We start from the raw sequence: 15870 nt of genomic DNA, 5'->3' as shown, positions 1-15870 counted from the left end.
CGACGGTAGCGCATGGCCGTGGTCGCAGCAATCGACTGTGGCAAACCGCCATCGACGTCCGCCAGGCGTCAGTCGGTGGCGGGGACATGTGCTTCCTCGGGGGGCTGGAACTCGGCGTAGCGCTGCGCGAACTCGTGGCCGGGAACCGGCCACTGCTCGCCCTCGGCGCCTCGCACCACCCAGTCGCCCTCGGCTGCGTTGGTCGGGCCTTCCAGGGTGAGGATCGACTCGCCGGGCTGCGCGGGACGGGCCTGGACACGGCCTTTCCGCCGCCAGGTACCCTCACCGGCCGGCTCGTAGGTGGTGCGAAAGATGTCGTCGCGCACCGACCAGGCCTTACCGTCGGCGCGCACCTCCCAGTCACCGGCGTCGGCGTGCATCGTGTGTCCCGAATCCGACGTCCACGTCCACGGGCTGGTGCGTTGTTCGGCGGAAACGGTGCCGACCCGGGTGAAGGTCCGCCACAGCGGGCGGGACCGGTAGCCGAGTTGGCGCAAGCTCCACAGAGTGGCCGCCAGACTGCGCACCGCCGCGTTGAGGAGGTCGGGGTTGCCCTCGACGACGGACCAGTCGACCAGCTTGTCGTGGATCTTGCGGGCGTCGTCTCGGGGTGTGCCGTATTTCCAGCCGTTGCGGCGGTAGTAACGGCACCAGTCCTCGTGCTCTGCCCGCGCCATGGCCAGGGCCGAATACTGGTCGAAGCCCAGTAGCGCGAGTTGTTCCAGCGGCGGCGAGTCAGCCATGTCGCGTCCGGACAGCTGCGCGGGTGGGCTCCCCCAAGTGTTCCAGGTGTGGCCTGCGATCTGTTCGACCATCCACAGCGCGTTGCGCACCTGACGCCGGTTCGAACCACGGTAGAACTCGTCGAGTTCGACCCACGGCACCGAGGCGGGGCCTCGCGGCCAACTGGGATCGATGGTGGCGACATACCGTTCGTGGATCAGCCGAGCCGCCCGCTCCCAGGCGTCCTGGACCTGCCCTTCGCGGCTGTCCAGCACCAGGGAGTACGACTGCAGCATGCCCACCACCTGGATCGAGTCGTCGGCGATGCTGGTGTTGAGGTCCGAGGTGTAGACCGGCATCTCCGGAAAGCGGGCGGCCAGCCTGGTGCCGGTGGTCGCCGTGTGGCTGTCGACCAGAATCACCGCGCTGGTGGCGGGTTCGGTTTCACCGATCAACCGGAGAATCGTGGGAATCGTCGGCCCCTCCGACACCGCGTCGATGGACGGTCCGTCCGAGGCGAATCCTGCTTGCCGGCGGTAGAACTCGTGGTCCTTCAGGTACTCCGCGGCGTCTCGTTCCACCAGGGTCAGCGACGGCAGCGGCGCCGCTCCCGGGGGGGTGTAGAAGTCGCGCTCCAGCGCGCGCCGGGTCAGGTCCGCGCACAGCGCCAACGTCAATTGCGAAGTGCCGCAGACAAATACGCGCTTCGTTCGGCCGGTGGCGATGATTCCGTCCAAGAGCCGGCTGGCGGTCACCTCGTACTTGCCGACCACGTCGGCCGCCCACCGGGTGTCGGATCCGCCGAACTGCTGGGCACGCCATGCCTCGGCCAGCCAGGGATCGTCGATGCGCACGATGAGCGGCAAGCGCCGCTTGTTGGCGACCTCGGAGAGCCGACGGCTGATCAGGTCCAGCCACAACAGATTGATCGCCGGGTCGGGTGCCATCAGGTAGAGCCGACCCAGGTGGCGCCACAACCGCAGCGAAACCAGCGTGGCGGGCGTGGTGAAGTCCACCAGCACGACGCGGGCGCCCATCCTGCGGATCCGCTGGACACGGTCGTCGTTGGCGCTGGTGATGACCACCAGGGTGCTGCGCCGGTCCAACGTCCGCGCGACTCCGCTGATCATCGACTCGGTGTCGTCGTCGACACCCACGATGGCGGTGACGGAGTCGGCGAAGTTGGCCCGCAGCCGGTCGACCTGGGACCGGAAGACGCCGACCACCACCCCGCCCAAACCGGTGAAGATCGCCGAAACCGCTGCCATCCGGGCCAATTCGAGGCCTACGGGTGTCGGGCTGGGGCAGATGTGCCCGCCCAGGGAGTAGTCGCTGCTGCTGCCCTTGATCAGCTGGGCGGTCAGCATCAGCGGGGTGAAAACCGCGGGATGGTTCGCGTCATGGCAATTCCAGTACGAGCTGAGGCCGAGCACCGCGCTCATGCTGATGAGCACCGCGATCACGGTGAACGACACGCCCACCAGGCGGTGGCTGCTGTTGGACCGGAAGGTCATCACGCACACGGCAACCAGCACAGCGACCACGATCGCGGTCGTCGCCATTGATCCCGGACGGCCGAACCAGGCCACGCCGGACGGCAGCAGGTCGAGGATGGCGGGCTGGAACGCTACCGCGGCCAGATAACCGATCAACAGGACCGCAATGATGGACATCGCCCAGCGCACCGGCCGCGGGGCGATTCTCTTCTGGCCCATGGAACCTCCCTTGCCGGGCCTTTCGGGGCCTCTTCCGGGCCTGCTCGGACGCGAACAGTACACGCGCAAGTGCACGCGAAGGCAACAACGAGATAGCGGTAGGGGCTACGTTGTGCCGGGGCCGGTCAGCCGGCGAAACGGGACAGTCGCGCGGACAGGTGCGGGACCAGGCCACCGTCGGCGTCCACCCGCTCTTCGACATAGGCGAGGTCGCCGCCCTCGACGATGCCGTAGAGCCGTTTGGCACCGCCGACCAGCACGCCGGAGCGGCTGCGGGCCAGCGCATCGGTGACCAGCTCCCACGACGACTGGTTACGCGGACGGCCGTAGAAGAGCTCGACGTAGCCGGCGGAGTGCGCCAGCAGCAACTCGATGGCCTGCGATTCACTGGGGTCGTCCGGATCGGCGACGAACCGCCAGAAACCCGTTTCCCGCAACGCCGGCTGGTGGTACTCGCCCGCGTCGTCGAGGCGCCACGAGCGGGCTTCCCAGTTCAGGTAGTCACCGCCGTCGTGCGAGACCACGATCTGCTGGCCGAAGCGGTAGTCGCCGTCGTGGGCACGCCCCTCGCCTTCGCCGCGCCACACGCCGACCAGGGGCAGCAGCGCCAGCAAGGCGTCGTGCAGGTTGGCGCCTTCGCGCAGGTTCGCGGTATCGGCGGGCACCGGCAGGTCGTCGTAAGCGGGAATATTCCGGGCAGCGGTCAGCTTCGCCCGCTCCGCCGCCTGTGACAATTCGTCAGCGGCGTCTGCGGAATCTGCGCCCTCGGCGGACGTCACGACTCGTCGGTGATCAGCCGATACAGCGCATACAGCGCGAACCAGGAGATGACCACGGTCGCCAAGACCAGCATGATCTCGAAGAACAGCACCACGGGAACGAGTCTATTCCAGGAGTCGGCCGTAGCGGGTCGCGGTCAGGCGACCTTGATGTCCACCTCGTGGATGCCGGCCCCCGACGGAGCCACCACCGCGTCGCCGTTGCCGACCCGCGACAATGCCCGCAGCGTCCATGACCCCGGCGCGGCGAAGAACCGGAAATCGCCGGTGGCCGACGCGACGACCTCCGCGGTGAACTCGTCCGAAGAGTCCAGCAGGCGGACGAACGCCCCACCGACGGCTTGCCCGTCGCCGTCTACCACGCGGCCGGTGATCACCGTTTCCTTCTCCAGGTCGACGCTGGCCGGCAACGTCAGTCCTTGCTTTGGTGCAGTGCACATGTCAGCTTCCCAACTCGATCGGGGCGCCCACCAGGGAGCCGTATTCCGTCCAACTGCCGTCGTAGTTCTTGACGTTTTTGTGTCCGAGCAATTCCTGCAAGACGAACCAGGTGTGCGACGAACGCTCCCCGATCCGGCAGTAGGCGATGGTTTCCTTCGTTCCGTCCAGTCCCGCGTCGGCGTAGAGCTTGGCCAACTCTTCGTCGGACTTGAAGGTGCCGTCCTCGTTGGCGGACTTGCTCCACGGCACATTGATCGCGGTCGGGACGTGGCCGGGACGCTGGCTCTGCTCCTGCGGCAGGTGCGCGGGCGCGAGGATCCTGCCGGAGAACTCGTCGGGTGAGCGCACGTCGACCAGGTTCTTGGTGCCGATGGCGGCGATGACCTCGTCGCGGAAGGCGCGGATGCTGTTGTCCGGCGCGGCAGCGCTGTACGAGGTGGCGGGACGGTTGACGACCTCGCTGGACAGCGGCCGGCCATCGAGTTCCCATTTCTTGCGGCCGCCGTCGAGGAGCTTCACCTTGTCGTGGCCGTACAGCTTGAAATACCAGTACGCATAGGCCGCGAACCAGTTGTTGTTGCCGCCGTAGAGGATCACGGTGTCGTCGTTGGAGATGCCGCGGTCGGAGAGCAGCTTGGAGAACTGCTCAGCGTCGACGAAGTCCCGCTTGACCGGGTCCTGCAGGTCGTCTCGCCAGTCCAGCTTGATCGCGCCGGCGATGTGCCCGCCGTCGTATGCGCTGGTGTCTTCGTCTACCTCGACGAAAACCACATTTTCGGCATCCAGATTGCTCTCAGCCCAGTCGGCGGAGACCAGGACGTCGGAGCGTGCCATGGTGGATCCTTTCAATTTTCTTCTGATGACAGCGTGGGAGCTGGGTACGCCTGTTGCGCAAGGAAGGCATGCCACGGTAGGGGCCCTGGCCGCTTCGAGTCCTACGCAGAAAGGCGCGGCGACTCAGCAGCTACAGCAACAGCAACAACCCGCGATGCGGCACAGCTGAACTGTGCGGCGCGTGGTGAGCACAGGCTCGATGCGGGTTGACACGTCGGTCAGCTTACCCAATGAAACAGTGATCAAGCCAACAGCGGCCGACACACGGACCGCAGGCTGGCGATCGTGATCGTCACGACTGCTTGAAACCTTCGAGCGTGACGGTGACATCCCTGGTGATGCCCTCGATGATGACGTCGGAGCCGCGGGCTCCGACGGTGTTCGGCGCCACCCCGAACGGCAGCTTCTGGTTGGGCACCCGGCTGGTGAACGCCCGCAGCACGGCGTCGCGCTTGTCGGCGGGTACCGCCTGGTCGGCGGTGTCGGGTCCGGTCAGAACGCCCGTCGGGGTGATGAGCAGAGTTGCCGGGTCTTCCGGGGCGATGGACAGGTCGACCGAAATGCTGACCCGGTGTTCGAACGCGGCTGACCGGGGAGTGCCACTGAATACCAGGCCTCGACTGCCGGAGATGCCGGACTCGGTGGTGCCGCCGGTGGCGTCATTGGATTCCTGGGGTGGCGCCTCCACCATCAGGTCGGCGAGGCCCATATATCGGCCCAGATGCACCGAGTCGATGATGATGCGGCTTTCCAGCTCGCCGATCGGGAGCTTGGCCTCCGGCCTGATCAGCCAGGACGAGTCGGTCAGGCCGATCGAGTGCATGGTTGCCTCGAGGGTGGCCTTGCCGACGGCGGCATGGTCGACGGCCGCGGCCTTGATCTCCAGTTCGTTGTAGCGGTGGCCCATCGCCTGCGGGATGAACGGAAAGGCAAGGATGGCCACGAAGGGGTCAGTCCCCAGGTTCGCCGCTTTCCGCACGTTGGTCGACAGCCGGTATTCGGCGTAGATGCTCACGCCGTAGTCGACGCCGACAGCGGCGAGCGCGATGACGCCGGCGGCGATCGCCGTGGCGGTGGCGGCGGCCAGGACTTTACGCACGCGGACATTGTGACATCGCCCGCGCCATGTTGGTTTGATCACAGTCGCCCCGGCAGCAACGCGCCCGATCGGTCCGGCCCGGCGGTGCGGAGATTGGCGAAGGTGCCAGGTCCGCAGGTCCGAGTGCCGGGTCGGGCCGCCTTCGGCAGACGCTTCGGCTAATCGACCGCCCGCCCGTGCTTGCGTCACGGAAGGCCTCGTTGCCAGGCTTAACACCAGGTGGCACGTTATCGTTAGATGATCTTGCCGCTAACGGCATATGTCGCGATGAGTCTGGGAGGCCTTGCCCACGACGCTGGAGGGGCGTGTTGGAGCTACTACTGCTGACCTCGGAGCTGTATCCCGACCCGGTCCTACCCTCGTTGTCCCTGCTGCCTCATACCGTGCGGACGGCGCCGGCCGAGGCGTCCTCGTTGTTGGAAGCGGGTAGCGCCGACGCCGTGCTCGTCGATGCCCGCAACGACCTTTCGGCGGCGCGCGGTCTGTGCCGGCTGTTGAGCACCGCCGGCCGGTCGGTGCCGGTTCTGGCGGTGGTGAGCGAAGGCGGCCTGGTGGCCGTGAGCGCCGACTGGGGCTTGGACGAGATCCTGCTACCGAGCACGGGTCCGGCCGAAATCGATGCGCGACTGCGCCTGGTGGTGGGACGCCGCGGTGGCCTGGCCGACCAGGAGAGCGTCGGCAAGGTGAGTCTGGGTGAACTGGTGATCGACGAGGGTACGTACACCGCGCGACTGCGAGGCCGCCCACTCGACCTCACCTACAAGGAATTCGAGCTGTTGAAGTACCTTGCCCAGCACGCCGGCCGGGTGTTCACCCGGGCGCAACTGCTGCACGAGGTGTGGGGCTACGACTTCTTCGGCGGCACTCGGACCGTCGATGTGCACGTCCGTCGGCTGCGGGCGAAACTCGGGCCTGAACACGAAGCGCTGATCGGCACGGTGCGCAACGTCGGGTACAAGGCGGTTCGGCCGGCGCGCGGACGGGTCCAGGCGACCGAATCCGGCGACGACGACTCCGAGGCCGAGATCGAAGATCCGCTGCCCGACCCGCTGCGCAGTCAGTGACCGCGCCGCACTGGCGCAGCGCGCTGACCGCTGATGAGCAGCACGAGATTCGTGAAATCATTACGGAGGCAACAGAATCCGACGGCGTAGCACCTGTCGGCGAACAGGTGCTGCGGGAACTGGCGCAGGACCGCACCGAGCATCTGGTGGCCAAGGATCCCGCCGGCGGCGACGGCATCACGGGTTACCTGAACCTCACCCCGGCGGGCGACGGGTCGATGTCGGAGGTGGTGGTCCGCCCCCGGGCCCGCCGTCATGGCGTGGGCGCCGCGCTGGCCCGCGCGGCGCTGGCCAAGACCGGCGGGCAGACCCGGTTCTGGGCGCACGGCACGCTGCAGCCGGCCCGGGCCACTGCGTCGGCGCTGGGTCTGGTTGCGGTGCGGGAACTGCTGCAGATGAGACGGCCGCTACGCGACATCGCCCAACCCGCTCACCCGGAACGCTTGCGCACCGTGCGGATCCGCACCTACGCGGGCCCGTCCGACGACGCCGAACTGTTGCGGGTGAACAACGCCGCCTTCTCGCATCACCCGGAACAGGGGGGTTGGACCGAACGCGAGATCGAGGAGCGGCGCCGGGAGGCATGGTTCGATCCCGCCGGCCTATTCCTGGCGCTCGACCGCGACGACCGGCTGCTGGGCTTCCACTGGACCAAGGTGCATCCCGATCCCGCCGGGTTGGGCGAGGTCTATGTGCTGGGCGTGGATCCCGCGGCGCAAGGCGGCGGACTGGGTCGGCTGCTGACCTCGATCGGTCTGGCGTCGCTGGCGCAGCGGCTGGCCGATTTGCCCGAGCCCACCGCGATGCTCTACGTGGAATCCGACAACACGGCTGCGGTGCGCACCTACGAAAATACGGGGTTCTCGGTCTACAGCGTCGACACCGCGTATGGGTCGGGCCCGGCCGACAATTGATCGGACAACCCGCCCGGCGGCGTGAGCATAGTTTCGGCCGTACCTGGCAATGTTCCTCTGGGGAATAGAGACGTTCCTCTGGGGAATAGAGACGTTCCACTGGGGAACAGAGACCGTCGATGAGCGCAGGAAAGCGGGATCGGTGAGACTGGGCTCGATAGTCGCAAGGACTGCCGCTGCGATGACGCTGTGCGGGGCGCTGCTGACGGCGTGCGGCAGTGACGACAACCGCGGCGCCGCGACAAGCCGTGGACCGGCCAGCGGTGGCTCGTGTGGCGGCAAGAATTCGCTGACCGCCGAGGGTTCGACCGCACAGCAGCTCGCCATCGCACTGTTCAATCAGGTGTGGGGCCAGCTGTGTCCGGGCAAGGCGGTGGCCTACAACGCGACCGGGTCGGGCGCGGGACGTGAACAGTTCATCGCCGGCCACGTCGACTTCGCCGGATCGGACTCGCCGCTGTTCGCCGCTCAGATCGGCCCGGCGACCCAGCGGTGCAAGGGCAACGCGGCCTGGGACCTGCCGCTGGTGTTCGGGCCGATCGCGCTGGTCTACAACCTGCCCGGCATCGCGAAATTAACCGTCGACGCCGACACCCTGGCGAAGATCTTCAGCGGCGGCATCCGGGACTGGGACGACCCGCTGCTGGTGAAGCTGAATCCCGGCGTGGCGTTACCGAGGACAAAGATCGCGCCGATCTACCGCAAGGACTCGTCGGGAACGACGGACAACTTCCAGAAGTACCTGACCGTCGCCGCTCCGCAGAGCTGGGTCCGGGGCGTAGGTACCGAATTCCAGGGCGGCGTGGGCGAGGGCAGCACGGGGTCGGCCGGAGTCGTCGAGGCGGTGCGAACCACGCCCGGAGCGATCGGGTACGTCGAACGGGGATTCGCAGATCGTGCCCGAATGCCGTTCGCCCAGATCGATACCGGCAACGGCGTCGTCGCGCTCACCGACCAGACCGCCCGCAACGCCGTCAACGCCGTCACTTTCGCGGCCGACGGCAACGATCTGGTCCTGGAGCTGAGCTCGATGTACGCGATGCAAGAGCCCACGTCATATCCACTGATGCTGGCCACGTACGAAATCGTGTGCTCGGTGGGTTACGACCCGGATACCGCCGCGGCGGTCAAGGCCTTCCTCACCACGGCCGTCAACAACGGCCAGACCGCGCTCACCTCCGGCGGGTACGTCCCGTTGCCGGATAAGGTCAAAGAGCGGCTGAACACCGCGATCACAGCACTGCAGTAACCGCACGAAACACCGATGACGAGCGAAGGACCGGGGCGCAGCCGAGTCGCGGCCCGGGGATCGGCGGGGATCGAGATTGACGACGCCAAACCCAGGTTCGGCTGAAGTCGTCGCCGGACCGTTCCGCACACCGCCTACGGCTCCCACCAGCCCGTGGGGATACGGGAAACCCCCGCTGGGTGACCGGATTTTCCGCCGGCTCTCGGAAGGTGCCGGTTTGTCGATCGTGGCCGTCATCGCCGGGATCGGCGTGTTCCTGCTGTGGCGCGCCGTGCCGGCGCTGTCCCGGAATCGGGAGAACTTCTTCACCTATCGCGGCAATTGGGTGACCACCGACCCCGCGGCGATGCGGTTCGGCATCCTCGAGCAGTTGCAGGTGACATTCTTCGTGTCATTGTTCGCGCTGGTTCTGGCGATGCCGGTGGCGCTGGGCGTGGCGATATACCTCACCCAGTACGCGCCGCGCCGGCTCGCCGCGCCACTGTCGTATGCGGTCGATCTGTTGGCCGCGGTGCCCTCGATCATTTACGGCATCTGGGGTCTGTACGTGCTGGCACCTCAGCTGCGGCCGGTGGCTACGTGGCTGAACGCCAACCTGGGCAGCATCTTCCTGTTCGCCACCGGCAATGCCTCGGCGGCCGGTGGCGGCACCATTTTCACGGCCGGAATCGTCTTGGCGGTGATGATCCTGCCGATCATCACCGGGGTCACCCGGGAAGTTTTCGTGCATACCCCACAGGAAGAGATCGAGGCCGCCCTCGCCCTGGGTGCCACCAGGTGGGAAGTGGTCAAGACGACGGTGTTGCCGTTCGGCCGATCCGGATTCGTCAGCGGGGCGATCCTGGGATTGGCGCAGGCCCTGGGTGAAACGGTGGCGCTGCTGATCATCCTGCGCGGCACGCACGGGGCATTCGGCTGGTCACTGTTCAACGGGGGCTCCACCTTCGCGACCAAGATCGCCGCCGCCGCGCCCGAATTCGACAGCCAGTACAAGGCGGGCGCGTACATCGCCGCGGGCCTGGTGCTCTTCCTGCTCACATTCGTGGTCAACGCGCTGGCGCGCGCCGCGGTGACCGGCACCCGCGCCGGTAGGCCGGCGTCATGACCTCGAGGCTGGACCGTCCGCTGAAATGGCGGACGCTCTCCGGACGCGGACCGCGTCGTCGCATCGCCAACGCCGTCGCCACCGTTTCGGTGACTACGGCGATGCTGATCGCCCTGGCGCCGCTGGTCTGGCTGCTGTGCTCGGTGGTCGTGAACGGATGCAAAGCGCTGACCTCGAGCGCGTGGTGGACCCACTCGCAGGCGGGCACGACCGTCTTGACTCCCGGTGGCGGCGCCTATCACGCCGTCGTCGGCACGCTGCTGCTCGGGCTGGTCTGCGCGGCACTTTCGATCCCGATCGGTGTCCTGGTGGGAATCTATCTGGTGGAATACGGTGGCCGCGGCCCGCTCGCCAGGCTGGTCACCTTCACCGTCGATATCCTCGCTGGAGTGCCCTCGATCATCGCTGCGTTGTTCATCTACGCGGTATGGGTGGTGGCGCTGGGTCTTCCACGTTCCCAGTTCGCGGTGTCGTTGGCGCTGGTCCTGATGATGCTCCCAGTGATCGCCCGATCGACCGAAGAGATGCTTCGGGTCGTGCCGGCGGACCTTCGCGAGGCCAGTTACGCACTCGGTATACCGAAATGGAAGACCATCACCAGGGTGGTGCTGCCTACCGCACTGCCCGGCGTCCTCACCGGAATCCTGCTGGCCCTGGCCCGGGTGCTGGGAGAGACGGCACCCCTGCTCATCCTGGTCGGTTATGCACGTGCGATGAACTTCGACATATTCGGTGGGTTCATGGGGTCGCTGCCCGGCATGATGTATGACCAGACCACCGCCGGCGCCGGTGCCGACCCGGTGCCCACGGATCGGCTGTGGGGCGCCGCGCTGACTCTGATCTTGTTGATCGCCATGATCAACGTCGGGGCCAGGGTGGTCGCGAGGTTCTTCGCCCCGAAGAAGACTTGAAGGCAGGAGCTGTTTCAGTTGGCCAAACGGTTGGACCTCAAAGAGGTCAACATCTACTACGGGTCGTTTCACGCGGTCGCCGACGTGACCCTGTCGGTATTGCCGCGCAGCGTGACGGCTTTCATCGGCCCGTCCGGCTGCGGCAAGACCACAGTGTTGCGCACCCTGAACCGGATGCACGAGGTGGTCCCCGGCGGCCGGGTAGAGGGCAGCGTGCTGCTCGACGACGAGGACATCTACGGCACCCGCATCGACCCCGTCGGCGTGCGCCGGGCCATCGGCATGGTTTTCCAGCGGCCGAATCCGTTCCCGGCCATGTCGATTCGCGACAACGTGGTGGCCGGCCTGAAGCTGCAGGGGATACGCAACCGCAACGTGCTCGACGAGATTGCCGAGCACTCACTGCGCGGCGCCAACCTGTGGGACGAGGTCAAAGACCGGATGGACAAACCCGGCGGCGGTCTTTCCGGCGGGCAGCAGCAGCGGTTGTGCATCGCACGCGCCATCGCGGTGCAACCCGACGTGCTGTTGATGGACGAGCCGTGCTCGGCGCTGGACCCCATCTCGACAATGGCGATCGAGGACCTGATCAGCGAATTGAAGCAGGAATACACCATCGTGATCGTCACCCACAACATGCAGCAGGCCGCCCGCGTCAGCGATCAGACAGCGTTCTTCAACTTGGAGGCCGTCGGCATGCCCGGGCGTCTGGTCGAGATAGACGACACCGAAAAGATCTTCTCCAACCCCAGCATGAAGTCCACCGAGGACTACATCTCGGGTCGGTTCGGTTGATCGCTCAGTGCGAGGTCGGGGACGGCTCGTCCTCGGGGAACCTGCCGGTGGCCTGGAAGATGACCCGGCGAGCCACCTCCACGGCGTGGTCGGCGAAGCGCTCGTAGAACCGTCCCAGCAACGTCACATCGACGGCGGCGGCTACCCCGTGCTTCCACTCCCGGTCCATCAGCACGCTGAACAGATGCCGGTGCAGGTCGTCCATCGCGTCGTCCTCTTCGCGGATCCGCGCGGCCTTCTCCGGGTCCCGGGACAACAGCACCTCTTGCGCGCTGTTGCCCAATTCGACTGCGATACTGCCCATTTCGGCGAAGTAGCCGTTGACCTCTTCGGGCAGCGCGTGCTGTGGGTGCCGGCGGCGGGCGATCTTGGCGACGTGCAGAGCCAGCGCGCCCATCCGGTCGATGTCGGCCACCATCTGGATCGCGCTGACGATGGCCCTCAGGTCACCGGCGACTGGCGCCTGCAACGCCAGCAGCACGAAGGCACTCTCCTCCGCCTGGGCGCTGAGCGCCGATATCCTCTCGTGGTCGGTGATGACCTGCTCGGCCAGCACTAAGTCGGCCTGCAACAGGGCCTGGGTAGCCCGCTCCATCGCCATCCCGGCCAGCCCGCACATCTCGCCGAGTCGCTCGGAAAGTTCCGCGAGCTGCTCATGATAGGCGGTCCTCATGTCTAGAGCCTACGTTCTGCCTATGGCCGTAGGCATGCAGCGGCACGTCGAAGAGTGTGCGCAATTGTGAACGGGGTCACTCGCACGTGGTGTCGGCTGCATTGGTGACCGTCAGGTCCTCCGGCAGCCGGGTGGGCGTGCTGCTGGTGTTTCGGCTGATCTGCATGCTCACCGACGAGCCGCTTGGCGGCGGACTGGTCACCGCACTGAAGTCCGGCCCGAGCACCACCTGAACCACCGAGCCGATTCCGGTGACCCGCTCGACCTTCGCGTTGCCGAACGCCGCGGCCACCGTGGCGGCCGCCTGTTCATTGCCGGGAGAGAAGAACACCGTCGTGGTCTTCAGCGCGCTGGGATAGTCGTCCGGCGTCATCACGTTGAAGCCGTTGCGCTTGAGTTGGCCGGCGGCGGTGGCGGCCAGCCCCTCGGTGCCGGTTCCGTTGGACACCTGGACGGTCACCTCCTGGGGCGAGGTCGTGGTCACCTGCTCGCGGTGTGTGTCGTTGGCCGGGGCCGGCTGGGGCGGCTTCTTCGTGGAGCTGGGAGCCGAGGTCGGAGTCTGGGAGGTGCCCAGACTCTGCGCATTCTGGTCATTCTCCTTGGGCAGCGGATCGTCGTTGATGATGGCGGTGAACAACGCCTTCATGTCCGCGGTCCGGGGGGGCTCGTTGCCGTCCTGGTCGGTCACGCCGGTGGGCACGGTGACGAACGTGACGTGTCCGGCCGCGATGTGCTGCAAAGAGCGGCCGAGCTGGACCAGGTCCTTGGTCTTGACGTTGTCCACGTAGCTGTTGCCGATGAACATGTTGACCACGTTGTTGAGCTTGTTGAGGTCCATCAACGTGTTCTCGGAGATCATCGTCCGCAGCAGCGAGGACAAGAACAACTGCTGACGCTTGATGCGCCCGTAGTCACCGTTGCTCTCGGTGGTGACCTGACGGGCGCGTACATAGTTCAGCGCCGTGGGCCCGTCGATGACCTGGCGTCCGGCGTGGGGGAGCACGGTGCCCAGTTCGTAGTCCTTCAGCGCAGTGGTGCTGCACACCTCCACACCGCCGAGGGCCTCGACCATGCGCCCGAACCCGACGAAGTCGATAGCGATGAACCGGTTGACGCTCAAGCCGGACAGCTTCTGGATGACCTTCACCAGGCATTTGGGGCCGCCGAAGGAGAACGCGGAGTTCAGCTTGGTCTCGGTGTAGACGATTCGGGGACCGGTCTTGCCGGTCTTGGGGTCGTAGATGGGGCCGTATTTGCCGTCCTCGGGATTCCAGGCCTCACACTGGATCGGGTTGATCGCCAGGTCACGCGGAAACGAGACGGCGACCACGCGCTTGCGATCGGCGGGGATGTTGACCAGCATCACGGTGTCCGACCGGGCGCCCCCGGCGTCCTCGGTGTCGCCGGCTCCGACATCGGCATTGGCGCCCAACCGCGAGTCCATCCCCACGATGAGGAAGTTCTCGTCGCCGTATTGCGCGTTGGGGTCGACGATGTCGGTCGACTGCGGGTCCAGTGCGCTGACGGTGTTCAACTGGTTGTTCTTCGACGAAGTCCACTGCCAGGCGCCGCCGGTCAGCACCAGCGACAGCAGCGCGATCACCGCCACCAGGGAGCGGCCCGCGAGCAGGATCGGACGCCGGCCGGACTTCTTCGCCGTGGCTTCCGGCGACGTTTCGGCCGCGGCGTTCTTGCGGCGCCGTTTCCGTGCCGGCGCCGCTGCGGGTTCGCCGCTGTCCGAAGTGTCCGGCGGGTAGTTCGCGGCCCCGAGGTCAGGCAGTTCGGAAAGCAGCTGCAGCGAATAGGCCGGGATGGGGATGACCTGGGTGTCCAGCAGATCGTCGCGGTCCAGGATGGGTGGGTCTATGTCGCCCGGACCGGGTCCTTCGGCGACCTCGGGTTGGTCGGCAACCTCGGGTTGGTCGGCGAGATGGTGGTGGCGGGGACGCTCCGGAAGGGTGGCGCCGAGCTTGGCGATAAGGTCCGCCACGCTCAGCGCACCGTTGTTGTGGCTGCCCGCCTGATCGTCTGCCGGCGCTTCCCGGTGCTGCTCAGGTTCCGGTGCGCGCAAGGGCACGGCCGACCAGCGACTCATTTCGTCATCGGCTGATGGCGGAGAAAAGCGCTCCCACGGCGCGGCGCCTCGCAATGCTTGAGGGTTTTCGGTAAGGAAGTCAGCATTACCGGTGCCCGGCGCGCGCCGACGGTCAGGAGTGGCGTCTTTCTCGCCGTCACTCATGTCCTACCGGCCTCCAAAGTCACTCTGCGGACGTCCCCGCCACCCGGGTGGTTATTCGGGCGTAAAGCGCACACGTGAACAGAGCGGCGTCGTCCACGGCGCCGCGCAACTGCATCAGGGCTCATATCGTACTGATTTATCGGCTGAGACGCGATTTCGAGACTGTCTCGGTTCAGCCTCCCTCCCTTGCGGATCAGCCGCCGGAGTGCATCACATCGGCGCCTTCGGGCACCCGGCAGTCGTCCGGATCGGCCAACCAGCCCTCGGGAAGGGCCACCCGCGCCGGCGAACCCTGTCGACCGCGCGGGCCGTTGCCGGCTTCCGGGAAGGGAACGTCGCGGTCCAGCCGGTCGAGCAGCCGGTCGAGTTCGTCGAGGGTCTTGACCAGCGCCAATGCCCGGCGCAGGTCGGATCCGGCGGGGAAGCCGTGCAGGTACCAGGCGACGTGCTTGCGTATGTCACGCATGCCCTTGTCTTCGCCGAAATGGGCGGCGAGCAGCGCGCCGTGCCGCCGGATGATATCGGCGACCTCGCCGAGCATTGGCGGGTCGGGTGCCGGTCTGCCGGTGAATGCTGCCGACAACTCGGCGAACAGCCACGGCCGGCCCAGGCAGCCGCGGCCGATGACCACGCCGTCGCAGCCGGTGGCGGCCATCATGGCCAGCGCGTCACTGGCGTCGTAGATGTCGCCGTTGCCCAGCACCGGAATGGTGCGTACCTGCTGCTTGAGCAGCGCGATCTGATCCCAGTCGGCGGTGCCGGAGTACCGCTGTGCGGCCGTGCGGGCGTGCAGCGCGACGGCCGCGGCGCCCTCTGACTCGGCGATGCGCCCGGCGTCCAGGTGGGTGTGGTGATCGTCGTCGATGCCGATGCGGAACTTGACCGTCACCGGTATGTCGGTGCCGGCCGTGGCGCGTACCGCGGCGGCGACGATCTGGCCGAACAGCCGCCGCTTGTAGGGCAGCGCGGCTCCGCCGCCCCGCTTGGTCACCTTGGGCACCGGGCAGCCGAAATTCATGTCGATGTGGTCGGCCAGTCCCTCGTCGGCGATCATCTTGGCCGCCGCGAAGGTGGTTTCCGGGTCGACGGTGTAGAGCTGCAGCGACCGGGGCGTTTCATCCGGGGCGAACGTCGTCATGTGCATGGTGACCGGGTGACGCTCGACGAGCGCCCGCGCGGTGACCATCTCGCACACGTACAGCCCGCTTACCGTGCCGACCCTGGACTGTTCCAGCTCACGGCACAGCGACCGGAATGCGACGTTCGTCACCCCGGCCATGGGCGCCAGCACGACAGGGCTGGCCAGCTCGATGGTGCCGATGCGCAAAG

General features: G+C 66.8%; 14 protein-coding genes. 6 read left to right on the top strand and 8 right to left on the bottom strand.

Annotated features, from left to right (window positions below; all coding sequences use genetic code 11):
• Positions 1-68: 68 nt before the first annotated feature.
• From AC5Y7D_RS12665 to lmeA, 5 genes are all read right to left on the bottom strand, one after another.
• Entirely contained in the window at positions 69-2438 is a 2370-nt protein-coding gene (locus tag AC5Y7D_RS12665) for a hypothetical protein (RefSeq protein ID WP_499924328.1), read from the bottom strand.
• A 125-nt stretch (positions 2439-2563) separates the two neighbouring features.
• A complete protein-coding gene (locus AC5Y7D_RS12660; RefSeq protein ID WP_499924326.1) occupies positions 2564-3217 on the bottom strand; it encodes a heme-binding beta-barrel domain-containing protein in 654 nt (217 codons plus the stop codon).
• A 137-nt stretch (positions 3218-3354) separates the two neighbouring features.
• Complete coding sequence (locus tag AC5Y7D_RS12655; RefSeq protein ID WP_205874850.1) at positions 3355-3657, bottom strand: DUF1416 domain-containing protein; 303 nt, start codon at positions 3655-3657, stop codon at positions 3355-3357.
• Position 3658: 1 nt separating this feature from the next.
• Positions 3659-4492 carry a sulfurtransferase gene (locus AC5Y7D_RS12650; RefSeq protein WP_499924324.1) on the bottom strand — a complete coding sequence of 278 codons (834 nt, stop codon included), beginning with the start codon at positions 4490-4492 and terminating at the stop codon, positions 3659-3661.
• 292 nt (positions 4493-4784) lie between these two features.
• Positions 4785-5591 carry a mannan chain length control protein LmeA gene (lmeA, locus tag AC5Y7D_RS12645; protein ID WP_499924323.1) on the bottom strand — a complete coding sequence of 269 codons (807 nt, stop codon included), beginning with the start codon at positions 5589-5591 and terminating at the stop codon, positions 4785-4787.
• A 305-nt stretch (positions 5592-5896) separates the two neighbouring features.
• On the opposite strand from lmeA, the gene AC5Y7D_RS12640 reads away from it, so the two are divergent.
• From AC5Y7D_RS12640 to pstB, 6 genes are all read left to right on the top strand, one after another.
• Positions 5897-6655 (top strand): winged helix-turn-helix transcriptional regulator, encoded by a 759-nt coding sequence (locus AC5Y7D_RS12640; protein WP_499924321.1) that lies wholly within the window; start codon positions 5897-5899, stop codon positions 6653-6655.
• Positions 6652-7569 (top strand): mycothiol synthase, encoded by a 918-nt coding sequence (gene mshD / locus AC5Y7D_RS12635; RefSeq protein WP_499924320.1) that lies wholly within the window; start codon positions 6652-6654, stop codon positions 7567-7569. Before AC5Y7D_RS12640 ends, mshD begins: the two co-directional genes overlap by 4 nt.
• Positions 7570-7750: 181 nt before the next feature.
• On the top strand, positions 7751-8818 hold the full coding sequence (gene pstS, locus AC5Y7D_RS12630) for a phosphate ABC transporter substrate-binding protein PstS (protein ID WP_499924318.1): 1068 nt from the start codon (positions 7751-7753) through the stop codon (positions 8816-8818).
• Positions 8819-8894: 76 nt separating this feature from the next.
• On the top strand, positions 8895-9923 hold the full coding sequence (gene pstC / locus AC5Y7D_RS12625) for a phosphate ABC transporter permease subunit PstC (protein ID WP_499924316.1): 1029 nt from the start codon (positions 8895-8897) through the stop codon (positions 9921-9923).
• Positions 9920-10834 (top strand): phosphate ABC transporter permease PstA, encoded by a 915-nt coding sequence (pstA, locus tag AC5Y7D_RS12620; protein ID WP_499924314.1) that lies wholly within the window; start codon positions 9920-9922, stop codon positions 10832-10834. Before pstC ends, pstA begins: the two co-directional genes overlap by 4 nt.
• Positions 10835-10852: 18 nt before the next feature.
• Positions 10853-11629, top strand: coding sequence for a phosphate ABC transporter ATP-binding protein PstB (gene pstB, locus AC5Y7D_RS12615; protein ID WP_499924312.1), 777 nt, complete (start codon positions 10853-10855; stop codon positions 11627-11629).
• A gap of 4 nt (positions 11630-11633) precedes the next feature.
• Here the strand turns inward: pstB and phoU are convergent, their stop codons facing one another.
• The 3 genes from phoU to dusB all read right to left on the bottom strand — a co-directional run bounded on the left by phoU (position 11634) and on the right by dusB (position 15868).
• A complete protein-coding gene (gene phoU, locus AC5Y7D_RS12610; protein WP_499924310.1) occupies positions 11634-12302 on the bottom strand; it encodes a phosphate signaling complex protein PhoU in 669 nt (222 codons plus the stop codon).
• 76 nt (positions 12303-12378) lie between these two features.
• Positions 12379-14397, bottom strand: coding sequence for an LCP family protein (locus tag AC5Y7D_RS12605; RefSeq protein WP_499924459.1), 2019 nt, complete (start codon positions 14395-14397; stop codon positions 12379-12381).
• Between the two features lie 337 nt (positions 14398-14734).
• Entirely contained in the window at positions 14735-15868 is a 1134-nt protein-coding gene (dusB, locus tag AC5Y7D_RS12600; RefSeq protein WP_499924308.1) for a tRNA dihydrouridine synthase DusB, read from the bottom strand.
• Positions 15869-15870 lie beyond the last annotated feature (2 nt).

The organism is Mycobacterium sp. NGS49 (genome assembly GCF_059812565.1).
Note: the sequence above shows the minus strand (reverse complement) of the source record. Positions and strands in the feature narration are given on the sequence as shown.

Bases quoted from the DNA above. Each gene is read 5' to 3' on its own strand.
- pstA (WP_499924314.1), top strand. From the start codon at position 9,920: ATGACCTCGAGGCTGGACCGTCCGCTGAAATGGCGGACGCTCTCCGGA.
- AC5Y7D_RS12605 (WP_499924459.1), bottom strand. From the start codon at position 14,397: ATGAGTCGCTGGTCGGCCGTGCCCTTGCGCGCACCGGAACCTGAGCAG.
- AC5Y7D_RS12655 (WP_205874850.1), bottom strand. From the start codon at position 3,657: ATGTGCACTGCACCAAAGCAAGGACTGACGTTGCCGGCCAGCGTCGAC.
- AC5Y7D_RS12650 (WP_499924324.1), bottom strand. From the start codon at position 4,492: ATGGCACGCTCCGACGTCCTGGTCTCCGCCGACTGGGCTGAGAGCAAT.
- AC5Y7D_RS12665 (WP_499924328.1), bottom strand. From the start codon at position 2,438: ATGGGCCAGAAGAGAATCGCCCCGCGGCCGGTGCGCTGGGCGATGTCC.
- phoU (WP_499924310.1), bottom strand. From the start codon at position 12,302: ATGAGGACCGCCTATCATGAGCAGCTCGCGGAACTTTCCGAGCGACTC.
- pstS (WP_499924318.1), top strand. From the start codon at position 7,751: ATGACGCTGTGCGGGGCGCTGCTGACGGCGTGCGGCAGTGACGACAAC.